Annotated in this window: 15 protein-coding genes and 1 pseudogene; 5 read left to right on the plus strand and 11 right to left on the minus strand. The window is 65.3% G+C overall.

What is annotated here, in order from left to right; all coding sequences use genetic code 11:
- Window positions 1-6: 6 nt before the first annotated feature.
- Window positions 7-600 carry a DUF4136 domain-containing protein gene (locus ABZN20_RS01785; RefSeq protein ID WP_218806429.1) on the plus strand — a complete coding sequence of 198 codons (594 nt, stop codon included), beginning with the start codon at window positions 7-9 and terminating at the stop codon, window positions 598-600.
- Window positions 601-606: 6 nt separating this feature from the next.
- Here ABZN20_RS01785 and pbpC read toward each other — a convergent pair whose 3' ends face one another.
- The 3 genes from pbpC to ABZN20_RS01800 form a co-directional block, all read right to left on the minus strand.
- Complete coding sequence (gene pbpC, locus ABZN20_RS01790) at window positions 607-2,739, minus strand: penicillin-binding protein 1C (protein ID WP_367026598.1); 2,133 nt, start codon at window positions 2,737-2,739, stop codon at window positions 607-609.
- 112 nt (window positions 2,740-2,851) lie between these two features.
- Window positions 2,852-3,271 (minus strand): type II toxin-antitoxin system VapC family toxin, encoded by a 420-nt coding sequence (locus ABZN20_RS01795; RefSeq protein ID WP_367026599.1) that lies wholly within the window; start codon window positions 3,269-3,271, stop codon window positions 2,852-2,854.
- Window positions 3,268-3,498, minus strand: coding sequence for a type II toxin-antitoxin system Phd/YefM family antitoxin (locus ABZN20_RS01800; RefSeq protein WP_218806432.1), 231 nt, complete (start codon window positions 3,496-3,498; stop codon window positions 3,268-3,270). The genes ABZN20_RS01795 and ABZN20_RS01800 overlap by 4 nt, the downstream gene beginning before the upstream one ends.
- Window positions 3,499-3,810: 312 nt before the next feature.
- Here ABZN20_RS01800 and ABZN20_RS01805 point away from each other — a divergent pair, with 312 nt between their 5' ends.
- Window positions 3,811-4,875: an NAD(P)-dependent alcohol dehydrogenase gene (locus ABZN20_RS01805; RefSeq protein ID WP_218806433.1), complete on the plus strand. Its 1,065-nt coding sequence runs from the start codon at window positions 3,811-3,813 to the stop codon at window positions 4,873-4,875.
- Between the two features lie 136 nt (window positions 4,876-5,011).
- Here ABZN20_RS01805 and ABZN20_RS01810 read toward each other — a convergent pair whose 3' ends face one another.
- Entirely contained in the window at window positions 5,012-6,742 is a 1,731-nt protein-coding gene (locus ABZN20_RS01810; RefSeq protein ID WP_367026600.1) for a DEAD/DEAH box helicase, read from the minus strand.
- Between the two features lie 271 nt (window positions 6,743-7,013).
- Between ABZN20_RS01810 and ABZN20_RS01815 the strand changes: the two genes are divergently transcribed.
- Together ABZN20_RS01815 and ABZN20_RS01820 are read left to right on the plus strand one after the other, a co-directional pair.
- Window positions 7,014-7,403, plus strand: a complete 390-nt coding sequence (locus tag ABZN20_RS01815) for a glycine zipper family protein (RefSeq protein ID WP_218806435.1) — start codon at window positions 7,014-7,016, stop codon at window positions 7,401-7,403.
- A gap of 90 nt (window positions 7,404-7,493) precedes the next feature.
- On the plus strand, window positions 7,494-9,026 hold the full coding sequence (locus ABZN20_RS01820) for a long-chain-fatty-acid--CoA ligase (protein ID WP_367026601.1): 1,533 nt from the start codon (window positions 7,494-7,496) through the stop codon (window positions 9,024-9,026).
- Window positions 9,027-9,063: 37 nt separating this feature from the next.
- Here the strand turns inward: ABZN20_RS01820 and ABZN20_RS01825 are convergent, their stop codons facing one another.
- Both ABZN20_RS01825 and ABZN20_RS01830 read right to left on the minus strand, forming a co-directional pair.
- The gene (locus ABZN20_RS01825) at window positions 9,064-11,025 is read right to left on the minus strand and encodes an iron-containing redox enzyme family protein (protein ID WP_367026602.1); all 1,962 of its coding nucleotides are present in this window, start codon (window positions 11,023-11,025) and stop codon (window positions 9,064-9,066) included.
- Window positions 11,022-12,785 (minus strand): carbamoyltransferase family protein, encoded by a 1,764-nt coding sequence (locus ABZN20_RS01830; RefSeq protein ID WP_367026603.1) that lies wholly within the window; start codon window positions 12,783-12,785, stop codon window positions 11,022-11,024. The genes ABZN20_RS01825 and ABZN20_RS01830 overlap by 4 nt, the downstream gene beginning before the upstream one ends.
- Before the next feature lie 20 nt (window positions 12,786-12,805).
- Here ABZN20_RS01830 and ABZN20_RS01835 point away from each other — a divergent pair, with 20 nt between their 5' ends.
- Window positions 12,806-13,879, plus strand: coding sequence for a fatty acid desaturase (locus ABZN20_RS01835; protein WP_367026604.1), 1,074 nt, complete (start codon window positions 12,806-12,808; stop codon window positions 13,877-13,879).
- Window positions 13,880-13,883: 4 nt separating this feature from the next.
- On the opposite strand, the gene ABZN20_RS01840 is transcribed toward ABZN20_RS01835, so the two are convergent.
- The 5 genes and pseudogenes from ABZN20_RS01840 to ABZN20_RS01860 form a co-directional block, all read right to left on the minus strand.
- Window positions 13,884-14,294: a VanZ family protein gene (locus ABZN20_RS01840; protein ID WP_367026605.1), complete on the minus strand. Its 411-nt coding sequence runs from the start codon at window positions 14,292-14,294 to the stop codon at window positions 13,884-13,886.
- Window positions 14,295-14,414: 120 nt separating this feature from the next.
- Entirely contained in the window at window positions 14,415-15,506 is a 1,092-nt protein-coding gene (locus ABZN20_RS01845; protein ID WP_367027521.1) for a ribonucleotide-diphosphate reductase subunit beta, read from the minus strand.
- Between the two features lie 186 nt (window positions 15,507-15,692).
- Entirely contained in the window at window positions 15,693-15,833 is a 141-nt protein-coding gene (locus ABZN20_RS01850) for a cytochrome b (protein ID WP_255556378.1), read from the minus strand.
- 89 nt (window positions 15,834-15,922) lie between these two features.
- Window positions 15,923-16,249, minus strand: a pseudogene (locus ABZN20_RS01855) (cytochrome b); the annotation flags it as partial.
- A 35-nt stretch (window positions 16,250-16,284) separates the two neighbouring features.
- The gene (locus tag ABZN20_RS01860) at window positions 16,285-16,704 is read right to left on the minus strand and encodes a hypothetical protein (protein WP_218806451.1); all 420 of its coding nucleotides are present in this window, start codon (window positions 16,702-16,704) and stop codon (window positions 16,285-16,287) included.
- Window positions 16,705-16,755 lie beyond the last annotated feature (51 nt).

Consider the following 16,755-nt stretch of genomic DNA (forward strand, 5'->3'; position numbering starts at 1 on the left):
GCCGTGATGAAACCATCGTTTGCGATATGGGCCATGTTGCTGCTGGCCGCGTGCGCCGGACCGGCTTTGAAGAGCGGGTTCGACAAGGATTACGACTTCGTCCGGGCCAAGACCTGGAGCTATGCCGTCATGCCGGGCTCCGACCAGGCTGCCGTCGAGCGCTTGCGACTCGATACCCTGATGAAGGACACGCTCGAACCGCTGCTGGCGGCCAAGGGTTACAGCAGGCGCGAAGCCGGCGCAGACTTCCAGGTCGGCTGGTCCTTCGGCGAATGGAAGATCGACCGCCGTCCCAAATCCAGCGCCGAATGGGGGGCTGTCGGCCTGTTCTACCCCGGCATGCACGCCGTGCCCGCGCCGAACCCTTCGACTTCGCTCAGGGCGAGCGGACGGGCTCTGCCGCCCAGCGTCGATCCCTATGGTTCGTCCTACGAAAAAGCCAAGCTGGACTTGGTGGTGGTGGACGGCAAGACCCAGCGCGTGGTCTGGCATGCCAGCGTCGAAGACGACGGCGACTTCGGCTACGACCCGGACACACAAAGGACGGAAATCAGGGAGGCGGTGGAAAAGGCGTTTCAGGCGTTTCCGCCGGGGCGATAGTTTTTGTCAGCGCATACCACGCACCTGGAACTTCACCGTGTCCACGATCCTCCCGTGGCTGTCCTTGAGTTTCAGCACATGGTTGCCGGGTTCCGGCGGCCATTTGACCGGATTTCCTGCATCGCCCGCGGGTTTTTCGTCGAGCACGAACGAAGTGCCAATGCGGGCGGGCCGGGCGCGGAAGACTAGTTTTTGGTTGCGGGCGGGAATGTCGGGGTCGAGAGCGACGATCATGCCGTCGGCGGGCGTTTCGATTCGTGGCGTCGGAGCATCCGGAACCGCCACTTCCGCGGTTTCGGTGCCGGCGACGAACCATTCCTGGCGTTCGGGTTCCAGGGCGTCGGCATAACGGATGCGGCGGCCGACCACGCCTTCCGGCGGCGAGGGCGGCTGACTCGGTAGGTCCGCATGCAGGCCGTTCATGATTTCCAGCCAGGCCGGGGCGGCGCCGGAGACGCCGGAGACGTCGTGCATGGCGTCTCCCTCGAAATTCCCTACCCACACGCCGACGGTGTAACGCTCGCTGTAGCCGATGCACCAGTTGTCGCGCATGTTCTTGCTGGTGCCGGTCTTGACCGCGGTCCAGTAGCGGGTGGTGAGCGGGTTGTCCAGGCCGAAGCTGAGGGCGCGGCTGGAGCGGTCGCTGAGGATGCTGCCCACGATGTAGGCGGCGCGCGGGTCGATCAGCGTGCGGGCGTCGCCGGGCTCATCGCTCGCCAGCCAGCGGAGCGGCGACAGGAGGCCGCCGTTGGCGAGGGCACGGAAGGCATTGACCTGTTCCCAGAGGCTGACTTCGGCCGAGCCCAGGGCCAGGGAATAGCCGTAATACTCGCCGTCCTGGGTCAAGCCTTTGTAGCCGAGGTTCCACAGCCGCTCGTGGAAAGGCTCCAGGCCGACCAGAATCAAGTTGCGGATGGCGGGGATGTTGAGCGAGGCGGCCAGCGCGGTGCGGACGCTGACCCGGCCTTTGAAGTTGCGGTCGTAGTTCTGCGGCACATACAGGCCGGTGCGGGTTTCCAGGTTGAGCGGCGAGTCGTCCAGGATGGAGGCCGCGGTGAGGTAGCGCTTCTCCAACGCCAGCGCATAGAGGAAGGGCTTGAGGGTGGAGCCGGCCTGGCGCCGGGCGCGGACGCCGTCGACTTGGCGTGCGCGGCTGCTCGGACCCGCCGATCCGACGTAGGCGAGGACTTCTCCACTCCGATTATCGACGACCAGGGCGGCTCCGTCACGGACGTTGCGTGCTTTCAAACCCTGGAGCTGCTGCTCCAGCGCTTCGATAGCACGGCGCTGGACCGGCGCGCTGAGCGTGGTCCTGACCTTCTCACCGCGCTTTTTCAGCAGCCGGCGGGCGAGATGCGAGGCGAGCGCGGTCGACGGCGGCGGGCGGTTGGCATGGGTCAGCGCCACCTCCGCCCGCCGCTCCAGATCGCCGCAGTCCACCGGGAAGGCGGCGGGCTGGGCGATGGCGCAGGCGCGGCGGGCGATCCTCGCCGCGCCCGCGTTGGGGGAGGGCAGGATGGCGGCAAGCAGCGCCGACTCGGCCTCATCCAAGCCGGAAGCCTCCTTGCCGAACAGCCCCAGGGCCGTGGCCGGCACGCCTTCCAGTTCGCCCCGGAACCGCACCCGGTTGAGATAGGCTTCCAGTATCTCGCCCTTGTTCCAGCGGCGCTCCAGCGACCGCGCCGCCGTGATCTGGCCGAGCTTCTGCCGGATGGAGCGCCCGCCGCCGTGCATGGCCAGCCGCTGATCCAACAGGGCGGCGAGCTGCATGGTGATCGTGCTGGCGCCGCGCTTGTGGCCGCCGAGCGTTCCCCATGCCGCCGCGGCCATGGCCTGCCAGTCCACGCCGCGGTGGTCGTAGAACCGCCGGTCTTCCGCCGCGACGATCGCTTTCAGCAAGGCCGGTGAAAAGGAATTCAAAGGCACCCAAGGTTTGCGCCGGGCGGAAAAATCCACTCGCTGCTCGTGGATGACTTCCCCGTTGCGGTCCAGCAGATAGGCTTCGGACGGAATCCATTCGGCCTTGACGGTTTGGAATTCGGGGATGGAGGCTTCCGGGAGACTCACGAAAACGACGGCGACGGCCGAGAGTATCAGCAGGGCGATACCCATGAGCCAATGGGGGGTGTGGCGGGACATGCCTGGCTTCGATTCGGCCGCTCTTCTAGCCGCTATCGTCCTCGCTGAGCGCCGTTTCCAAGACATTGGTGCGGTCGGGCGGCAGGAAAACCGAGGAGGGGTGAACCCTGTCTCACATCACGATAAAGCCGATACCTAACGCTTCCGCCGCCGCATTCAGCCGCTGATCGAGGCTGAACATCGCGGCGCTCAAGCGCCGGGCCACGGCGAGATGCAGGGCGTCGCCCGCCCGCAGAACCAGCGGGCCGTCGATGAACACCGCCGCAGTACGGAAATCAGCCGGCTCGATTTCCACCACACCGAGCTCGGCCGAAACGAACCGCTGAAAATTCGCCAGCGCTTGCTGGCGGGTGGCCGCATCGATGGCCCCGGTACGCGCTTTGATACCGCCGACGCTGACCATTTCGGTCAAGGTCCAGGCTGAAACCATCAGCTTGCGTTGGCGCAGCCGTTCGAGCCAGGTCAGCAGTTCGGCGGCATTCGCCTCCCGGAAGAAGATCGCTCCTAGCAGGGAGGTATCGAGATAAATCACAGCCTATCCTGTTCGCGCATTTCAGCGACCGTCAGACCTTGAGGCGCAGCCCCCTGGGCGACCCAGGTGCGCAAATCGGACCAGCCGAAACCTTCGGCACAGGGTTCCGCGACCAGACGGGCTACGGGCTTTCCCCGCCGGGTGATGACAACCTCTTCACCTGCTTCGATGTCTGCGAGCAGAGCGGACAAATGCGATTTGGCGTCGGCGATGCCGGTGGTTTTCATGGGCAAAGTCATAACATGGTCAGATATGGCCTTATTTTCTGCTCTAATGGTCATCCGAGCAAGGGCGACATGACCGCCCATCCCAGTACTGTGTTTGGCTTTGCTCGGATTTCCCTTGTAAGGAGTTAATCTATTCATGGTGAGGCCGCGTCACAACCTCTGCAGGTATGGCTCAATGGCATCGCGGTTAGAGGGCCTTGTCGCTGCCGTTCACGCCGCAGAGAAAAACAGATCATGAGCATGCCCAAAGCGGAGGCGCTGACCGGTTTGCCGGCCTGCCTGAAATAATCGTATCTATGGGAGGATATCCGCATGTACACCGCCAATGCCTACGCCACCCAAAGTGCCGACTCGGCCCTGGCGCCGTTCGTCCTGCAGCGGCGCGACCCGCTGCCCCAGGATGTCCGCATCGACATCCTGTACTGCGGTGTCTGCCATTCCGACCTGCACCAGGCGCGCAACGAGTGGAACGCCACTGTTTATCCCTGCGTGCCGGGGCACGAGATCGTTGGCACGGTGGCTGAAGTGGGCCGCAGCGTGACGAAGTTCAAGCCGGGCGATACCGTGGCGGTAGGCTGCATGGTGGATTCCTGCCGGACCTGCGAGAGCTGCGCGGACGGGCTGGAACAGCATTGTGAGCACGGCCCGGTATTCACCTACAACAGCCCGGACCGCCACAGCGGCGGCATGACTTACGGCGGCTACGCCGACAGCATCGTGGTCGACGAGGCCTTCGTGCTGCGAGTGCCGGACGGCCTGGATCTCGCGGCTGCGGCCCCGCTGCTGTGCGCCGGGATTACCACTTATTCGCCCTTGCGGCATTGGAGGGTGGGGCCGGGCCGTCGGGTCGGGATCATCGGCCTGGGCGGTCTGGGACACATGGCGCTCAAGTTCGCCCATGCCTTCGGCGCCGAAACGGTGCTGTTCACGACTTCGCCGGGCAAGGCCGAGGACGCTCGGCGGCTGGGAGCGGACGAGGTCGTGGTGTCGAGGGACCCCGAGGCCATGGCGCGGCAGGCCGGCCGGTTCGATTTCATCCTCGACACCGTATCCGCCCCGCACGACATCAACGCGTATCTGAATCTGCTCGAGCGGGACGGCACGCTGACCCTGGTCGGCGTACCGCCTGAAGGCGTGCAGGTCATGCCGTTCAGCCTGATCGGCGGGCGCCGCCAGTTGGCGGGCTCGCTGATCGGCGGCATCCGGGAAACCCAGGAGATGCTGGACTTTTGCGGCGAACACGGCATCGTCTGCGACATCGAGCTGATCCCGATCCAGCGGATCAACGAGGCTTTCGAGCGCCTGCTCAAAAGCGACGTGAAATACCGCTTCGTGATCGATATGGCGACGCTGGGCGGGGAGCCGGCCGGGAATTGACGAAGCCCGTTTCCCTCATCCGGACCTGAGGGCCACTTTTTGTTTTCGGGCGGTCCTGCCCGAAACCCTTCGGGCGAGCTTCGCTCGACCAAGACCGCTCCTGGCGGGTTTTGTCCCAGAGGGACAGGGGTGAAGGTCAGCCGTTCTTCTTCGGATAGCCCTTTTTTTTCTTCGGCTTCTCGAATGTCTGCGGGGCGGGCGCGTCGCCGTGCCAGAGCCGGATATTGATCGGTTTGCCGACGATCCAGATTTTTTCCAGCCGTTTCAGCGACTTCTTCGGCAGGTCCGCGGGGAGGCTCACGGTGCTGAAGTCGTCGTACAGCTTGATGTGGCCGATGGCGCTGCCGGGGATGTCCGCTTCGTTGGCGATGGCGCCGACGATGTCCTTGGGCGCGGCGCCGTCGTTGCGGCCGACGTCGATGCGGTAGAGCACGCCGGTCTCTTCACGGTCCTTGCGCTTGCGTTTCTTTTCGCCGGGCTCTGCGTCGCGAAATTTCTTGCGCGGTTCGCGGCTCTCGGATGCGAGTTCCGCCGGGGCGGCTTTCTCGTCCGGAACCAGCGGACGGTCCTTCTGCACGAGGTAGGTGAGGGCGGCGGCGACGTCGGTGGGCGAGAGGCCCTGTTCCCGGCCGATCTGCTGCACCAGCCGGCGGAAGAACTCCAGGTCCTCTTCCTCCAGCGTCGCCATGACCTGGGCCTTGAACTGCTCGACCCGGCGCTCGGCGATGTCCTGGTGGGTGGGCAGGCGCATTTCGGTGATGCGCTGGCGCGTGGCCTTCTCGATGGCGCTCAGCATCCTCTTTTCCCGCGGCGTGACGAACAGGATCGCCTGGCCCTTACGCCCGGCGCGGCCGGTGCGGCCGATGCGGTGGACGTAGGCCTCGGTGTCGTAGGGGATGTCGTAATTGACCACGTGGCTGATGCGTTCGACGTCCAGGCCGCGGGCGGCGACGTCGGTGGCGACCAGGATGTCCAGGGTATTCTTTTTCAGCCGGTCGACCGCCTTCTCGCGCAGCGCCTGGCTCATGTCGCCATTCAGCGCGGCGGCGGAATAGCCGCGGGCTTCGAGCTTTTCCGCCAGTTCTTCCGTCAGCACCTTGGTGCGGACGAAGATGATCATGGCGTCGAAGTCCTCGACCTCGAGGATGCGGGTCAGCGCATCGAGCTTGTGCACGCCCGAACCCAGCCAGTAGCGCTGGGTGATGGCCTCGACGGTCGCGGTCTTGGCCTCGATCTTGGCTTCCTTGGGGTGGCGGAGGTGCCGTTTGGCGACCTTGCGGATCGCTTCCGGCATGGTGGCCGAGAACAGGGCGATCTGGCGCTCGGGCGGCGTGTGCTCGAGGATCCACTCGACGTCTTCGATGAAGCCCATTCGCAGCATCTCGTCGGCTTCGTCCAGCACCAGGGTGCGCAGGCCATCCAGGTTGAGGCTCTTGCGGCGCAGGTGGTCCATCACCCGGCCCGGCGTGCCGACGATGACGTGGACGCCGCGGCGCAGATGGCGCAATTGGGCATCCATCGACTGGCCGCCGTAGATCGGGAGGATGTGGAAATCGGGCAGGTGGCGGGCATAGCTCTGGAATGCCTCGGCCACCTGCAGCGCCAGCTCGCGGGTCGGTGCCAGCACCAGGGCCTGCGGTTCGCGGCGCTCGAGGTCGATGCCGTTCAGAATCGGCAGGGCGAAAGCGGCGGTCTTGCCGGTACCGGTCTGGGCCTGGCCCAGGAGATCGTGGCCGGCGAGGAGATGGGGAATGCTCGCCGCCTGGATGGGCGAGGGGGTCTCGTATCCGATTTCGCGGATGGCCTGGAGAATGGGGGCCGAGATCGCCAGATCGGAAAAGGAAAAAGGAGTTTCAGTCGATTGCATCAGGATGGGAAGTCAAAGAGTAAAAACGTCAGATGAGAGGGACCGCGCACCGGAACGTCGATCGGCGGAGGGGTTCGGGCGGTCGTCAGGGAAAGGCGGCGGCTCGTCGCGCTCATCGGATAGTGCGATCATAACAGAAGCGCCGGATATTCCCGAATCGGCCGAGTGTTCGGCGGGAACCCGGTTTTGATATAGTGGCTCCGTCTTCCAGCCTCCCGGACCTGGGCGTCTGGCTGTAAGGATGGAATTTTCGAGCGAGGAGTTTACGAACATGCTGAAAAATATATTGGTACTGCTGATCTCGGCCATGACCGTTTCGGGTTGCGCCACCTATTCCGGTTGGAAACCGACCTACGACACGTACAAGGACCCCAATGCGGCCCGAATTCCCCTCGATGAGGAAGAATGCCGGATGATGGCCAAGGAAGCCGGCAGCGCGGGTACGGAAGCCTTGAAGGGGGGCGCGGTCGGCGGCCTGGTCGGCGCGGCGGCCGGTGCGGCCATCGGCGCGGCGGTGGGAAGCCCTGGGACCGGAGCGGCCATCGGTGCGGCGACCGGCGGCATCGGCGGCGCCGCTCAGCAGGGCGTCTCCGGCGACGAGCAGTACAAGCGCGCCTTCATCAACTGCATGCGCGGACGCGGCCACAACGTCATCAACTGACGCTTGCCCCCCTCTCCTGCCAGGAGAGGGGGACACCGCCCGTGTTCGACTCGGGCGCGCGGCACGAAACGTTCCTCGAGTCCCCAAAGAATGCAAGCATCGCTCACGGCTGCGCTCCGGCAGGCGGCAGCCCGTTTTTCGTCCCTTCCCGCCATTTTGACGGACGAGCGGCGCGTCGGCTTCGCCGAGTTCGACCGTTCCTCCGACGCCATCGCCGCCGGACTCGCCGCCCGTGGCGTCGCCAAGGGCGAGCGCATCGGCCTCTACTGCATCAACTCGGCGGAATTCGCCCTGGCCTACGCCGGCATCCTCAAGGCCGGCGCCGTCGTCGTGCCCATCAACCTGCTGCTCAGCGCCGAAGAGGTGCATTACAACCTCGCCGACGCCGGAGTCAGCGGGCTGATCTATCACGGCCAGGTCTCGGCAAACGCCGCAGCCGCACTGGATCGGCTTCCCGGGCTCAAGGTTCGCGCCGGCATCGGCTGCGACGGTCCGGACGGAGAGGTCTGGCGGGCCTTGCTGGAAGAGGTTGCGGCGCCCCCGTCCGTCGAATTCGACGCTCGGGAAGACCTGGCCGCGATCCTCTACACCTCCGGCACGACCGGCCATCCCAAGGGCGCGATGTTGACCCACGGCAACCTGCTGGCGAACACCGCAAGCGTGCGGGAGGCCCTCGACTGGCGCCCCGGCGAGGACCGGGTATTGGTGGTGCTGCCGATGTTCCATGCCTTCGCGGCCACCGTCGGTATGCTCACGCCGCTCCTCCACGGCTGCGCCCTGGTGCCGCTGGCGAAGTTCGAGCCGGACCTGGTGGCCGATACCATAGGCCGCCACGGCGCGACCCTGTTCCTCGGCGTGCCGAGCATGTACGCCCTGCTGTGCCGGCTGCGGGAGGACCGGATCGCCCGGTTCCGAACCGTCCGGCTTTGCGTGTCCGGCGGCGCGGCCTTGCCGCCCACCGTCATGCAGCAGTTCGAGGCGCGTTTCGGCTTACCCATTCACGAAGGCGACGGTCCCACCGAATGCTCGCCGGTCACCTGCGTCAACCCGGTGGGCGGCCCCGTCAAAAGCGGCACGGTCGGCCTGCCGGTGCCGGGCGTCGAAATGAAGATCGTCGGCGAGAACGGCGCCGAACTTCCTGTGGGCGAGATGGGCGAAATCGCCGTGCGCGGCGCCAATGTGTTCAAAGGCTACTGGAACCAGCCGGAGGCGACGCGGGAAAGCTTCCGCGACGGCTGGTTCCTCACCGGCGATCTCGGCCATGTGGATGAGGACGGCTACTTCAGCATCGTCGACCGCAAGAAGGATCTGATCATCGTCAACGGCATGAACGTCTACCCCAGGGTGATCGAAGAGGTCCTGTGCCGGCATCCGGCGGTCCGGGAGGTCGCCGTGGTCGGCGACCCGGACCCGCTGCACGGTGAACGGGTGGTGGCCTACGTGGTACTGGATGCGCCCGCCACCGAGGCCGAAATCCGCGCCTGGTGCAAGCCCTGCCTGGGACGGCACGAGATTCCCCGCCAGATCGTAGCGATCGAGCAACTGCCCCGGAACGCGGCCGGCAAGATATTGAAGCGACAGTTGCGGCGGCAGGGGGAAGTGGAGCGCGGGGTGGATGTCTGAAAACACCCCTTCGGCAGAGCGTTGTTGAAGCCTGTTTTCAACCTCGCCGGCTTCGTAGCTGGTAGCGAAGCCGCCAGGCCAAGCTCAACCCGGCGGTGTAGAGCGACAGATAACCGGTCCAGATACGCTTCCAGAGCTGGCGCGAAATTGCCATCCCGCCTTTCCGTTCCATTTCGTCCAGGTAGATCATGACGGCCTCCCTCGCCCTGGCGGCATGGCCGGAGGCGAGGTTGTCGATGCTGAGGTGCAATTGGACGATGGCGGGATCGATGCCGTGGCTGCGCAGCAGGTCGATCATCCGCATGTAGCCGGCGCCGAGGCCGCTGAGTTCGATGGCGAGATTGAGGCCCAGCAGCTCCGGAAAATAGCGCCGTGAACATTGCCCGATGGCGAGGAGGTAGACCGGAAGGTCGAAGGCGGCATCGAGGAACCGCGGGTCGTTGGCGAAAGCCTCGCCGTCGAACGGCGGCAGTTCGATGGCGAGTTGGTCGAGCAGGTGGCGGTAGACGTTGGGGTGGTTGCGTTCGGGCCGGCCGTTGCCCAGTTCGTCGGCGTAGATCTTGAGGAGATGGCGGCCTGCGGTATCCAGGCATTCGGCCGCGGTGCCGATTCCGGCTAGCCAGCAGCCGTCGACCAGGATCGCCGGGGCGAACTGGAGGATGACCCAGCGGCAGAACTCTCCGCCGATCGTGGGAAGCGCGTCCGGTGGCCGGTAACGTCCAATCTCATGGGTATGGATGGCCTCGATCCGGGCGTGAAAATCGGCTTCGGTGTACGGGAAGAAGCGCCGGTGCCCGCGCTGCAGAGGCATCATGATGCGAGTCAGGCGCAGTATCCGGTTCACCACGGCGCTTGCCTCTTCCGGCACGTCCGCCGTCGATTCGGCGCGCAGCAAGGCGGTGTAAAGCGCGCGTTTCGACCGAAGACCGGCGCACGACGGACGTTCCGCCTCGACGGGCCGTGGAAGGGACGCAGGAGCCTGCGGGACAAGCGGGAGGGGGCGGTCCTCGTCTTCGATCCAGTCCAGGCAGACCTGCCGCTCGGCGCGGTCGAACACCCCGAACATCGGCCCGCCGAAATCCATGGCGCGGACGAGCCGGCTGGCCTCCGGGCAGGCCGGGTCCACCCAGGGCGAATCGCGCAGGGCTCGGAGCAGCGGTTCCGGATCGGGGTCCGCCAGCCATTCATCGAGGCCGCGTCCGGCCAGCAGGATGCGTCCGTGATGGCCGACGGCATGGCCGCGCTTGGCCTGGACGATCTCGGCCAGCGCCTCCCTCGCCGGAATCTTCCGGGCAGCCGCGGCGGCGGTCTGATTCAGCAAGTCGGCGAACAGCCTGCAATAAAGGGTCCAGCCGGCGCGGACGCGTCCTTCGTCGCGGGCCTCGCAAGCCTCCAGCGCCGCGCGGGCCAAGGCCCGGTTTTGGGCCGTTTCCGCTTCGCCGGTGCCGTCCCACCAGGCCGGCTCGCGCAGGCCTTGGGCCAGGGTCCAGCCCAGCAGCTCGGGAAAGTAGCGGCGCGGCCGGTGGAACAGGCATAGCTGGGCGGCCGGCAGGTTCCAGGCGAAATCGGGGATACCGGGGAACCGAAAGAAACCCGGATCGTTCAGTCCCGGCAGGGCCACCCCGGCCAGGGTGAGTCCCGCCCGAAATTTGGAGGACGCCGAGGTCGCGGGATCGTCCAGACCGATGCTGCGGCAATACAGCTCGAACAAATGGCATTCGGCCGGACCATGGGCCGTCGCAGGCTGCGCCGCGCGGGCCAGCCATATCTGTTCCAGCAACAAGGCCGGCGCCAGGGCGTGAAGCACGCCGCGGTGCCCGGCCGGATCGTCAGGCGGGGGCAACGCCGGCGCCGGCCAGGGGCGTCCGAAATCCGGGGCCGTTCCATCCGGCCCGGCCCCGGCCAGCCCGGATTGGAAAAACACCTCGGCCGTCCTCAGCGATCCGGCATCGATGGGGCCGTGCAGCAGGGTCCGGCACAGTCCGCGCAGGCAGGTCATGACGGCGTTTCCGGTTTGGTGAAGAGGTGATCGCCGACCGCCAGGGCATCCAGGCCCGATCCCAGGAACACGCCGAAGGCATCCTCCATGCTGTGCACGATGGGCTTGCCCATGACGTTGAAGCTGGTGTCGAGCAGCACCGGCACGCCGCTCAGGCGGTGGAACCGGCTAAGCAGGTCGTGTAAGCGCGGATTCCATTCCGGATTCACGGTCTGCAGCCGTCCGGTTCCGTCCACATGGACCACCGCCGGCACGCGCTCGCGGGCCTCCGGCCGAAACCGCAGGGTGCGCTCCATGTAAGGGGACTCTTGATAGGCCTCGAACCAGTCCGGGCCATGCTCGTGCAGGATGGCCGGGGCGTAGGGACGGAAGCGCTCGCGGAACTTCACCTCGCGGTTGATGCGCTCCGCTGTCTCCGCGCGGCGGGGATCGGCCAGGATGGAGCGGTTGCCCAGGGCGCGGGGACCGAATTCGGCCCGTCCCTGCACCCAACCGAGGATCTTGCCCTCGGCCAACAGCCCGGCGGCGGCGTCGGCCAGGGCGGGACCGGGAAGACGCCGCACCGGCAGGCCGGCGTAACGGGCGAAACGCTCGATGTCCGCCACCGGGATTTCACTGCCGAGATAAGGCGACAGATGGCTGGCTTCGAAGACCTGCTCGGGGTGATCTTCCCGATAAGCCAGCCAGGCGGCGCCCAGGGCCGTGCCGTCGTCGGTCGGTGCCGGCGGCACGTAGAGGGCCTGAAACGGCGTCGACTCCAGAATCTGGCCATTGCAGGTCGAATTCAGGGCGCACCCTCCGGCGAAGGCGAGATTGTCCGAGCCCTCACGGTCATGCAGATGGGTGAGTAAGCAATGAACGGTCTCGGTGAAGAACTGCTGGCCGGTATGGGCCAGGTCGGCGGCGGCTTCCGGCGCTTCTCCCGGACGGCGCCTGCGGGCTTCGAGCCGTTGCAGCCGGTCGAAAAAAACATCGTGCCGGGTCGAAAGCCCAAGAGCCTCCACCCGCATCATCTCCCGCAGCCAGCCCAGGACTTCCGCGTCCGTCTTTCCGTAGGAAGCCAGCCCCATGACTTTCCATTCCTCGCCGCCCAGCCAGTCGAATCCGCACAGCTCGGTGAGCTTCATATAGTAGAATCCGAGGCTCTGCGGTCCTTCGAGTCCGGCGATGGGGCGCAGTCTGCCGTCGCGGTAGGCGAAGAAGGCCATCGATCCGGTTTCGCCGTAGGAGTCGATCACGGCGCAGGCGGCGGTGTCGAAAGGGCTGCCGTAGCAGGCCACGGCGGCGTGGCAGAGGTGGTGGTCGTAGCCGCGGAAGCGGACCGGGATGCCGGGGAAATCGCGCCGCAGGCTCCTCGCCAGATTGAGCAGGCGGCTTTTCAGGGCGTGATGCTGGGCGGCCTGCATGTGGTAGAGCTGGTAAGGCTCCAGCCAGGCATGCACCCGGCGGCCGGCATTGGCGAGGATGCCGCGGGGCGACAGCCAGCCCAGCCAGCGTGCGAGGCGCTCGTGCAGCGGGCGCGACTCCTGCCAGTTGCAGGCGACGACGAATTCGTCGGCATCGGCGCAATGCGCCTGCAGCAGCGCGGGCAACTGGAACAGGTCGTCGGGCGGAGCGTTCAGGGCCCGCTTGCTCTGAAGCCTCCGCTCGGCGGCTTCCGCGAACAGGACACCGCCGTCCGGGCCGACGATCGCCAGGGCCGGATCGTGGTAGGTCAGGCACAGGCCGAGATAATAGGTTCGCGCTTTTGATGGCCGCATCGTGAGGTTCCGCAAAGCCCATGAGCATTCTATCGAAAACCCGGTTGGGGGCCATTTGGCCGCTGCCGTGGTGGACCGGCTACAGCCTCAGCCTGGTGTTCCCTCTGGCCGTGCTCGGCTTCCTCGCCACCGGTCCACACCGTCCACTGACGGCATTGCTCTGGACCCTGCCCATGCTGCTCCTGCTGCTGGCCGAGTATTTCGGGCCGGCGGAAACCCGGATCGTGCCGGAATCGGCGCCGGTGCCATTCTTCGATGCTCTGCTGTATCTGCTGTCGGTGCTGCAACTGGCGAACCTGTTCGCCTTGGGACGGATGGTTTCGCAACTGGGCTGGAGCAGCGTGGCCGAAATCGTGGCGAGCCTGGCCGATTTGCTGGCAATCCGGGCGATGGTCTCGGCCGATTTCGTTTCCGCCGGCATCTGTCCCGCGCATGAGCTGATTCACCGCCGGTCCGCCGGACAGCGCTGTCTGGGACGGCTGCTGTTGGCAACCTTGGGCTACGATCATTTCTACCTGGCGCACAAGCTGGGGCACCACGCCCGGCTGGGAACCGCCGACGATCCCTCGACCGCATTCAGAGGAGAGAGCTTCGATGCGTTCTACCGGCGCGGCCTGCGCCAGCAATGGCGCATCGCCTGGTCGGTCCGGCGCGGTGCGGCCCTGGCGGGGATGGCGTTCGAACTGGCGTGGCTTGCGCTCTACGCGGTGCTGTTCGGCCCGCTGGCGATGCTGGTATTGTTGCATCAGGCGCGGGGGGCCGTGCGGACATTGGAGTCGGTCAACTACTTCCAGCACTACGGTTTGACCGAAGATTCCGATTCGGGGAATGCCGTCGCCTGGCGCAACGATTCGGCCATCAGCCTGTTCATGTTCCTGGCGCTGACTCGCCATGCCGACCACCATCTCCGTCCCGGCGCGTGCTTCGCGGCGCTGCGCACCGCGGCGGAAGGACCGAAGATGCCTTACGGCTACATGGGCATGGCGCTGTGGGTGCAGCGGCGGAACGAGAGTTACCGGACTTGGGCGGAACCTCAGCTTGATCTGGAGCGGGGAGGGTTGGAGTCGCGCCTTCGGAAAGCAGATGCGGCATGAAGCGCTATTCGGGCAGTGTTTCCAAGCGGCGGGAAATGAAATCGTCGAGCCGGCGCAGGCTGGATGCCAGCGGCGTAAAGCTCAGGCCGAGGCCTATGAACACCCCGATGCTGTTGGCAACGATATCGAAGGGGTCCGTGGTCCTGATGCCGGTGAAGCCCTGCAGTACTTCCAGGACGCTCCCCAGCGCGATGAAGAAAGCCGGCCACCGCCAGTGCCGGGAATAACACAGACAGAACCAGAAGGTCAGGACCGCATAGGCGATGAAGTGCTGGGCCTTGTCCCAGCCCAGAAGAGACGGTGGCTTGGGTAAATGGGGAAGGAGGGAGAGAACGACGACCGCGGCGACCATGGCCCAGCCGAGGCCTCGCCAAAGGGTCGCATAGCGGTATGGGTTCTGCGTCGAATCACTCATGCCCGCTCCGTTGATCAGGCCAAAAAAAGCCGCCGGATTTCCCGCACGAGCCAGACGGGGGAGAGAGGCTCGTGCGTCAAGCGGAAATCACGGCGGGCGCGTTGCTCTTTCGAGGCTCGTTCAGTCCCAGCTCAGGGTGCCGCCGGTCTGATACTCGGTGACTCGGGTTTCGAAGAAGTTTTTCTCCTTCTTGAGGTCCAGCACTTCGCTCATCCACGGGAACGGATTCGATACGCCGGGATACTGCTCCGGCAGGCCGATCTGGGCGCAACGGCGGTTGGCGATGAACTCCAGGTATTCCTTGAACATCGGGGCGTTGAGGCCCAGGATGCCGCGCGGCATGGTGTCGTAGGCGTACTGGGTTTCGATGTCCACCGCCTCGCGGATCATCCGGATCATCTCGGCCTTGAAGCCTTCCGACCACAGAGGGGGGTTTTCGACCTTGATCTGGTTGATGACGTCGATGCCGAAGTTCATGTGCATGGACTCGTCGCGCATGATGTACTGGAACTGTTCGGCGGTGCCGGTCATCTTGTTGCGGCGTCCCATGGACAGGATCTGGGTGAAGCCGACGTAGAAGAAGATGCCTTCGAAGATCACGTAGAAGGCGATCAGCTCGCGCAGCAGGCGCTGGTCGTTCTCCACCGTGCCGGTCTTGAAGTGGGGATCGGACAGGTACTGGGTGAACGGCAGGGCCCATTCGGCCTTGCGCGCCACCGCCGGCAGCTCGCGGTACATATTGAACACCTCGCCCTCGTCCAGCCCCAGCGATTCCACCACGTACTGGTAGGCGTGGGTGTGCAGGGCCTCTTCGAAGGCTTGGCGCAGCAGGTACTGGCGGCATTCGGGATTGGTGATGTGGCGGTACACGGCCAACACCAGATTGTTGGCGACCAGCGAATCGGCGGTGGAAAAGAAGCCGAGGTTGCGCTTGATGATGGTGCGCTCGTCTTCGGTCAATCCGTCGGCGCTCTTCCACAGCGCGATGTCGGCGTTCATGTTGATTTCCTGCGGCATCCAGTGGTTGGCGCAGGCGTCCAGGTATTTCTGCCAGGCCCAGTGGTACTTGAAGGGCACGAGCTGGTTGAGGTCGGCCCGGCAGTTGATGATCTTCTTGTCGTCCACCTGGATGCGGCGGGCGCCCATCTCGATGGTTTCGAGGCCGGTGGCGCCGGTCGTGGCGATGGAAGGCGCCACCCCGTCCAGACGCATTTCGGCGATGGGAGCACGCGGCGTCGGTGCGGGTTCGACGAAGGTTTCGATGTCCAGGGTGACGGCGGTATTTGCCGGCGGATTCGACCGGGCCGTCAGGCCGGCGAGGGGATCGTCCCAATTCAGCATGGTTGTTGCTCCCTTAATGAAAATGTGTGTCGGTGCCGCTCAAGGAAAAAGGCCGGGTCAGTCGGCGCGCGGGTGTTGGCCGGGCAGCATCCGTTTCAGAACGCCGTCGCGGTCGATATGGTGATGCTTGATCGCCATGACGACATGGCCCACCACCAGGGCCGCCAGAGCCCAACCCAGGAATCGATGGATCTCCACGAAGGTTTCCCCGCCAGGGCTTCGTTCTTTTCGACCAGGGCGGGCAGGGTAATCAATCCGAACAGCTTCACCGGGTAGCCGTAGCCCGAGCTGATGACCCAGCCGCTCATGGGCTGGGCGATCATCAGGCCGTACAGGGTCCAGTGTGCCGAATGCGCCGCCTGCTGCAGGCCGGGCGACATGGTGTCCGGCAGCCGTGGCGGCGGATTGAGCAGCCGCCAAGCCAGCCGGACGGTTATCAGGGCCAGCACCGCCGTGCCAAACCCTTTATGCCAGGCCATGATGGCGGCTTTCTCCGGTCCTTTCGGCAGGTCCGAGACGTAGAAGCCGATCAGCCATGCCGGCACGATCAGCGCGGCCATGACCCAGTGCAGCCACTTGGCGGTCCCCGTGTATTCGCCGTCAGTCATATTCATGGACACACTTCCCGCTTGCAGGACCGGAGACGGCCTCAGTGGCCGGTGTCGTGCTTGCCGTTGGCCGCGCCGGCGGCGCGGGACGGCGCATCCGCACTGCGGTCCACGCTGACGTTGCCGACCGGGGCGCCGTCGAGCGTCATTTCGGTGATGCCCTTGTCGCGTTCGTAGCGGCAGGTCAGCACGTGGTCGCCATTGTTGGTGTAGTTCCAGGTCAGGTTCACGTAGCTGTTGCCGTCGCTCTGCGACTCGCTCGGCATGTAAAGATGAGTGCCGGCCTTGGCTTCGCCGGCCTGGGTGCAGGATTCCCGCGCATAGGTGTTCAACATGTTGCCCGACATCAGCAGCGCCTGGCCGACTTTGTCCTGCTCGGTTTCCTTGGAGAAATACACGATCCCGAAGCCGATGATCATGATGCCTACGAATGCGTAGATGAGTTTGGTCAGTTCGCTCATTTGCCTCTCCATACCTCTCGATAGTTCAGTTATTTTCAGGGAGCCTTCCGC

It is taken from the genome of Methylococcus sp. ANG (assembly GCF_040730495.1).
Lineage (GTDB): Bacteria > Pseudomonadota > Gammaproteobacteria > Methylococcales > Methylococcaceae > Methylococcus.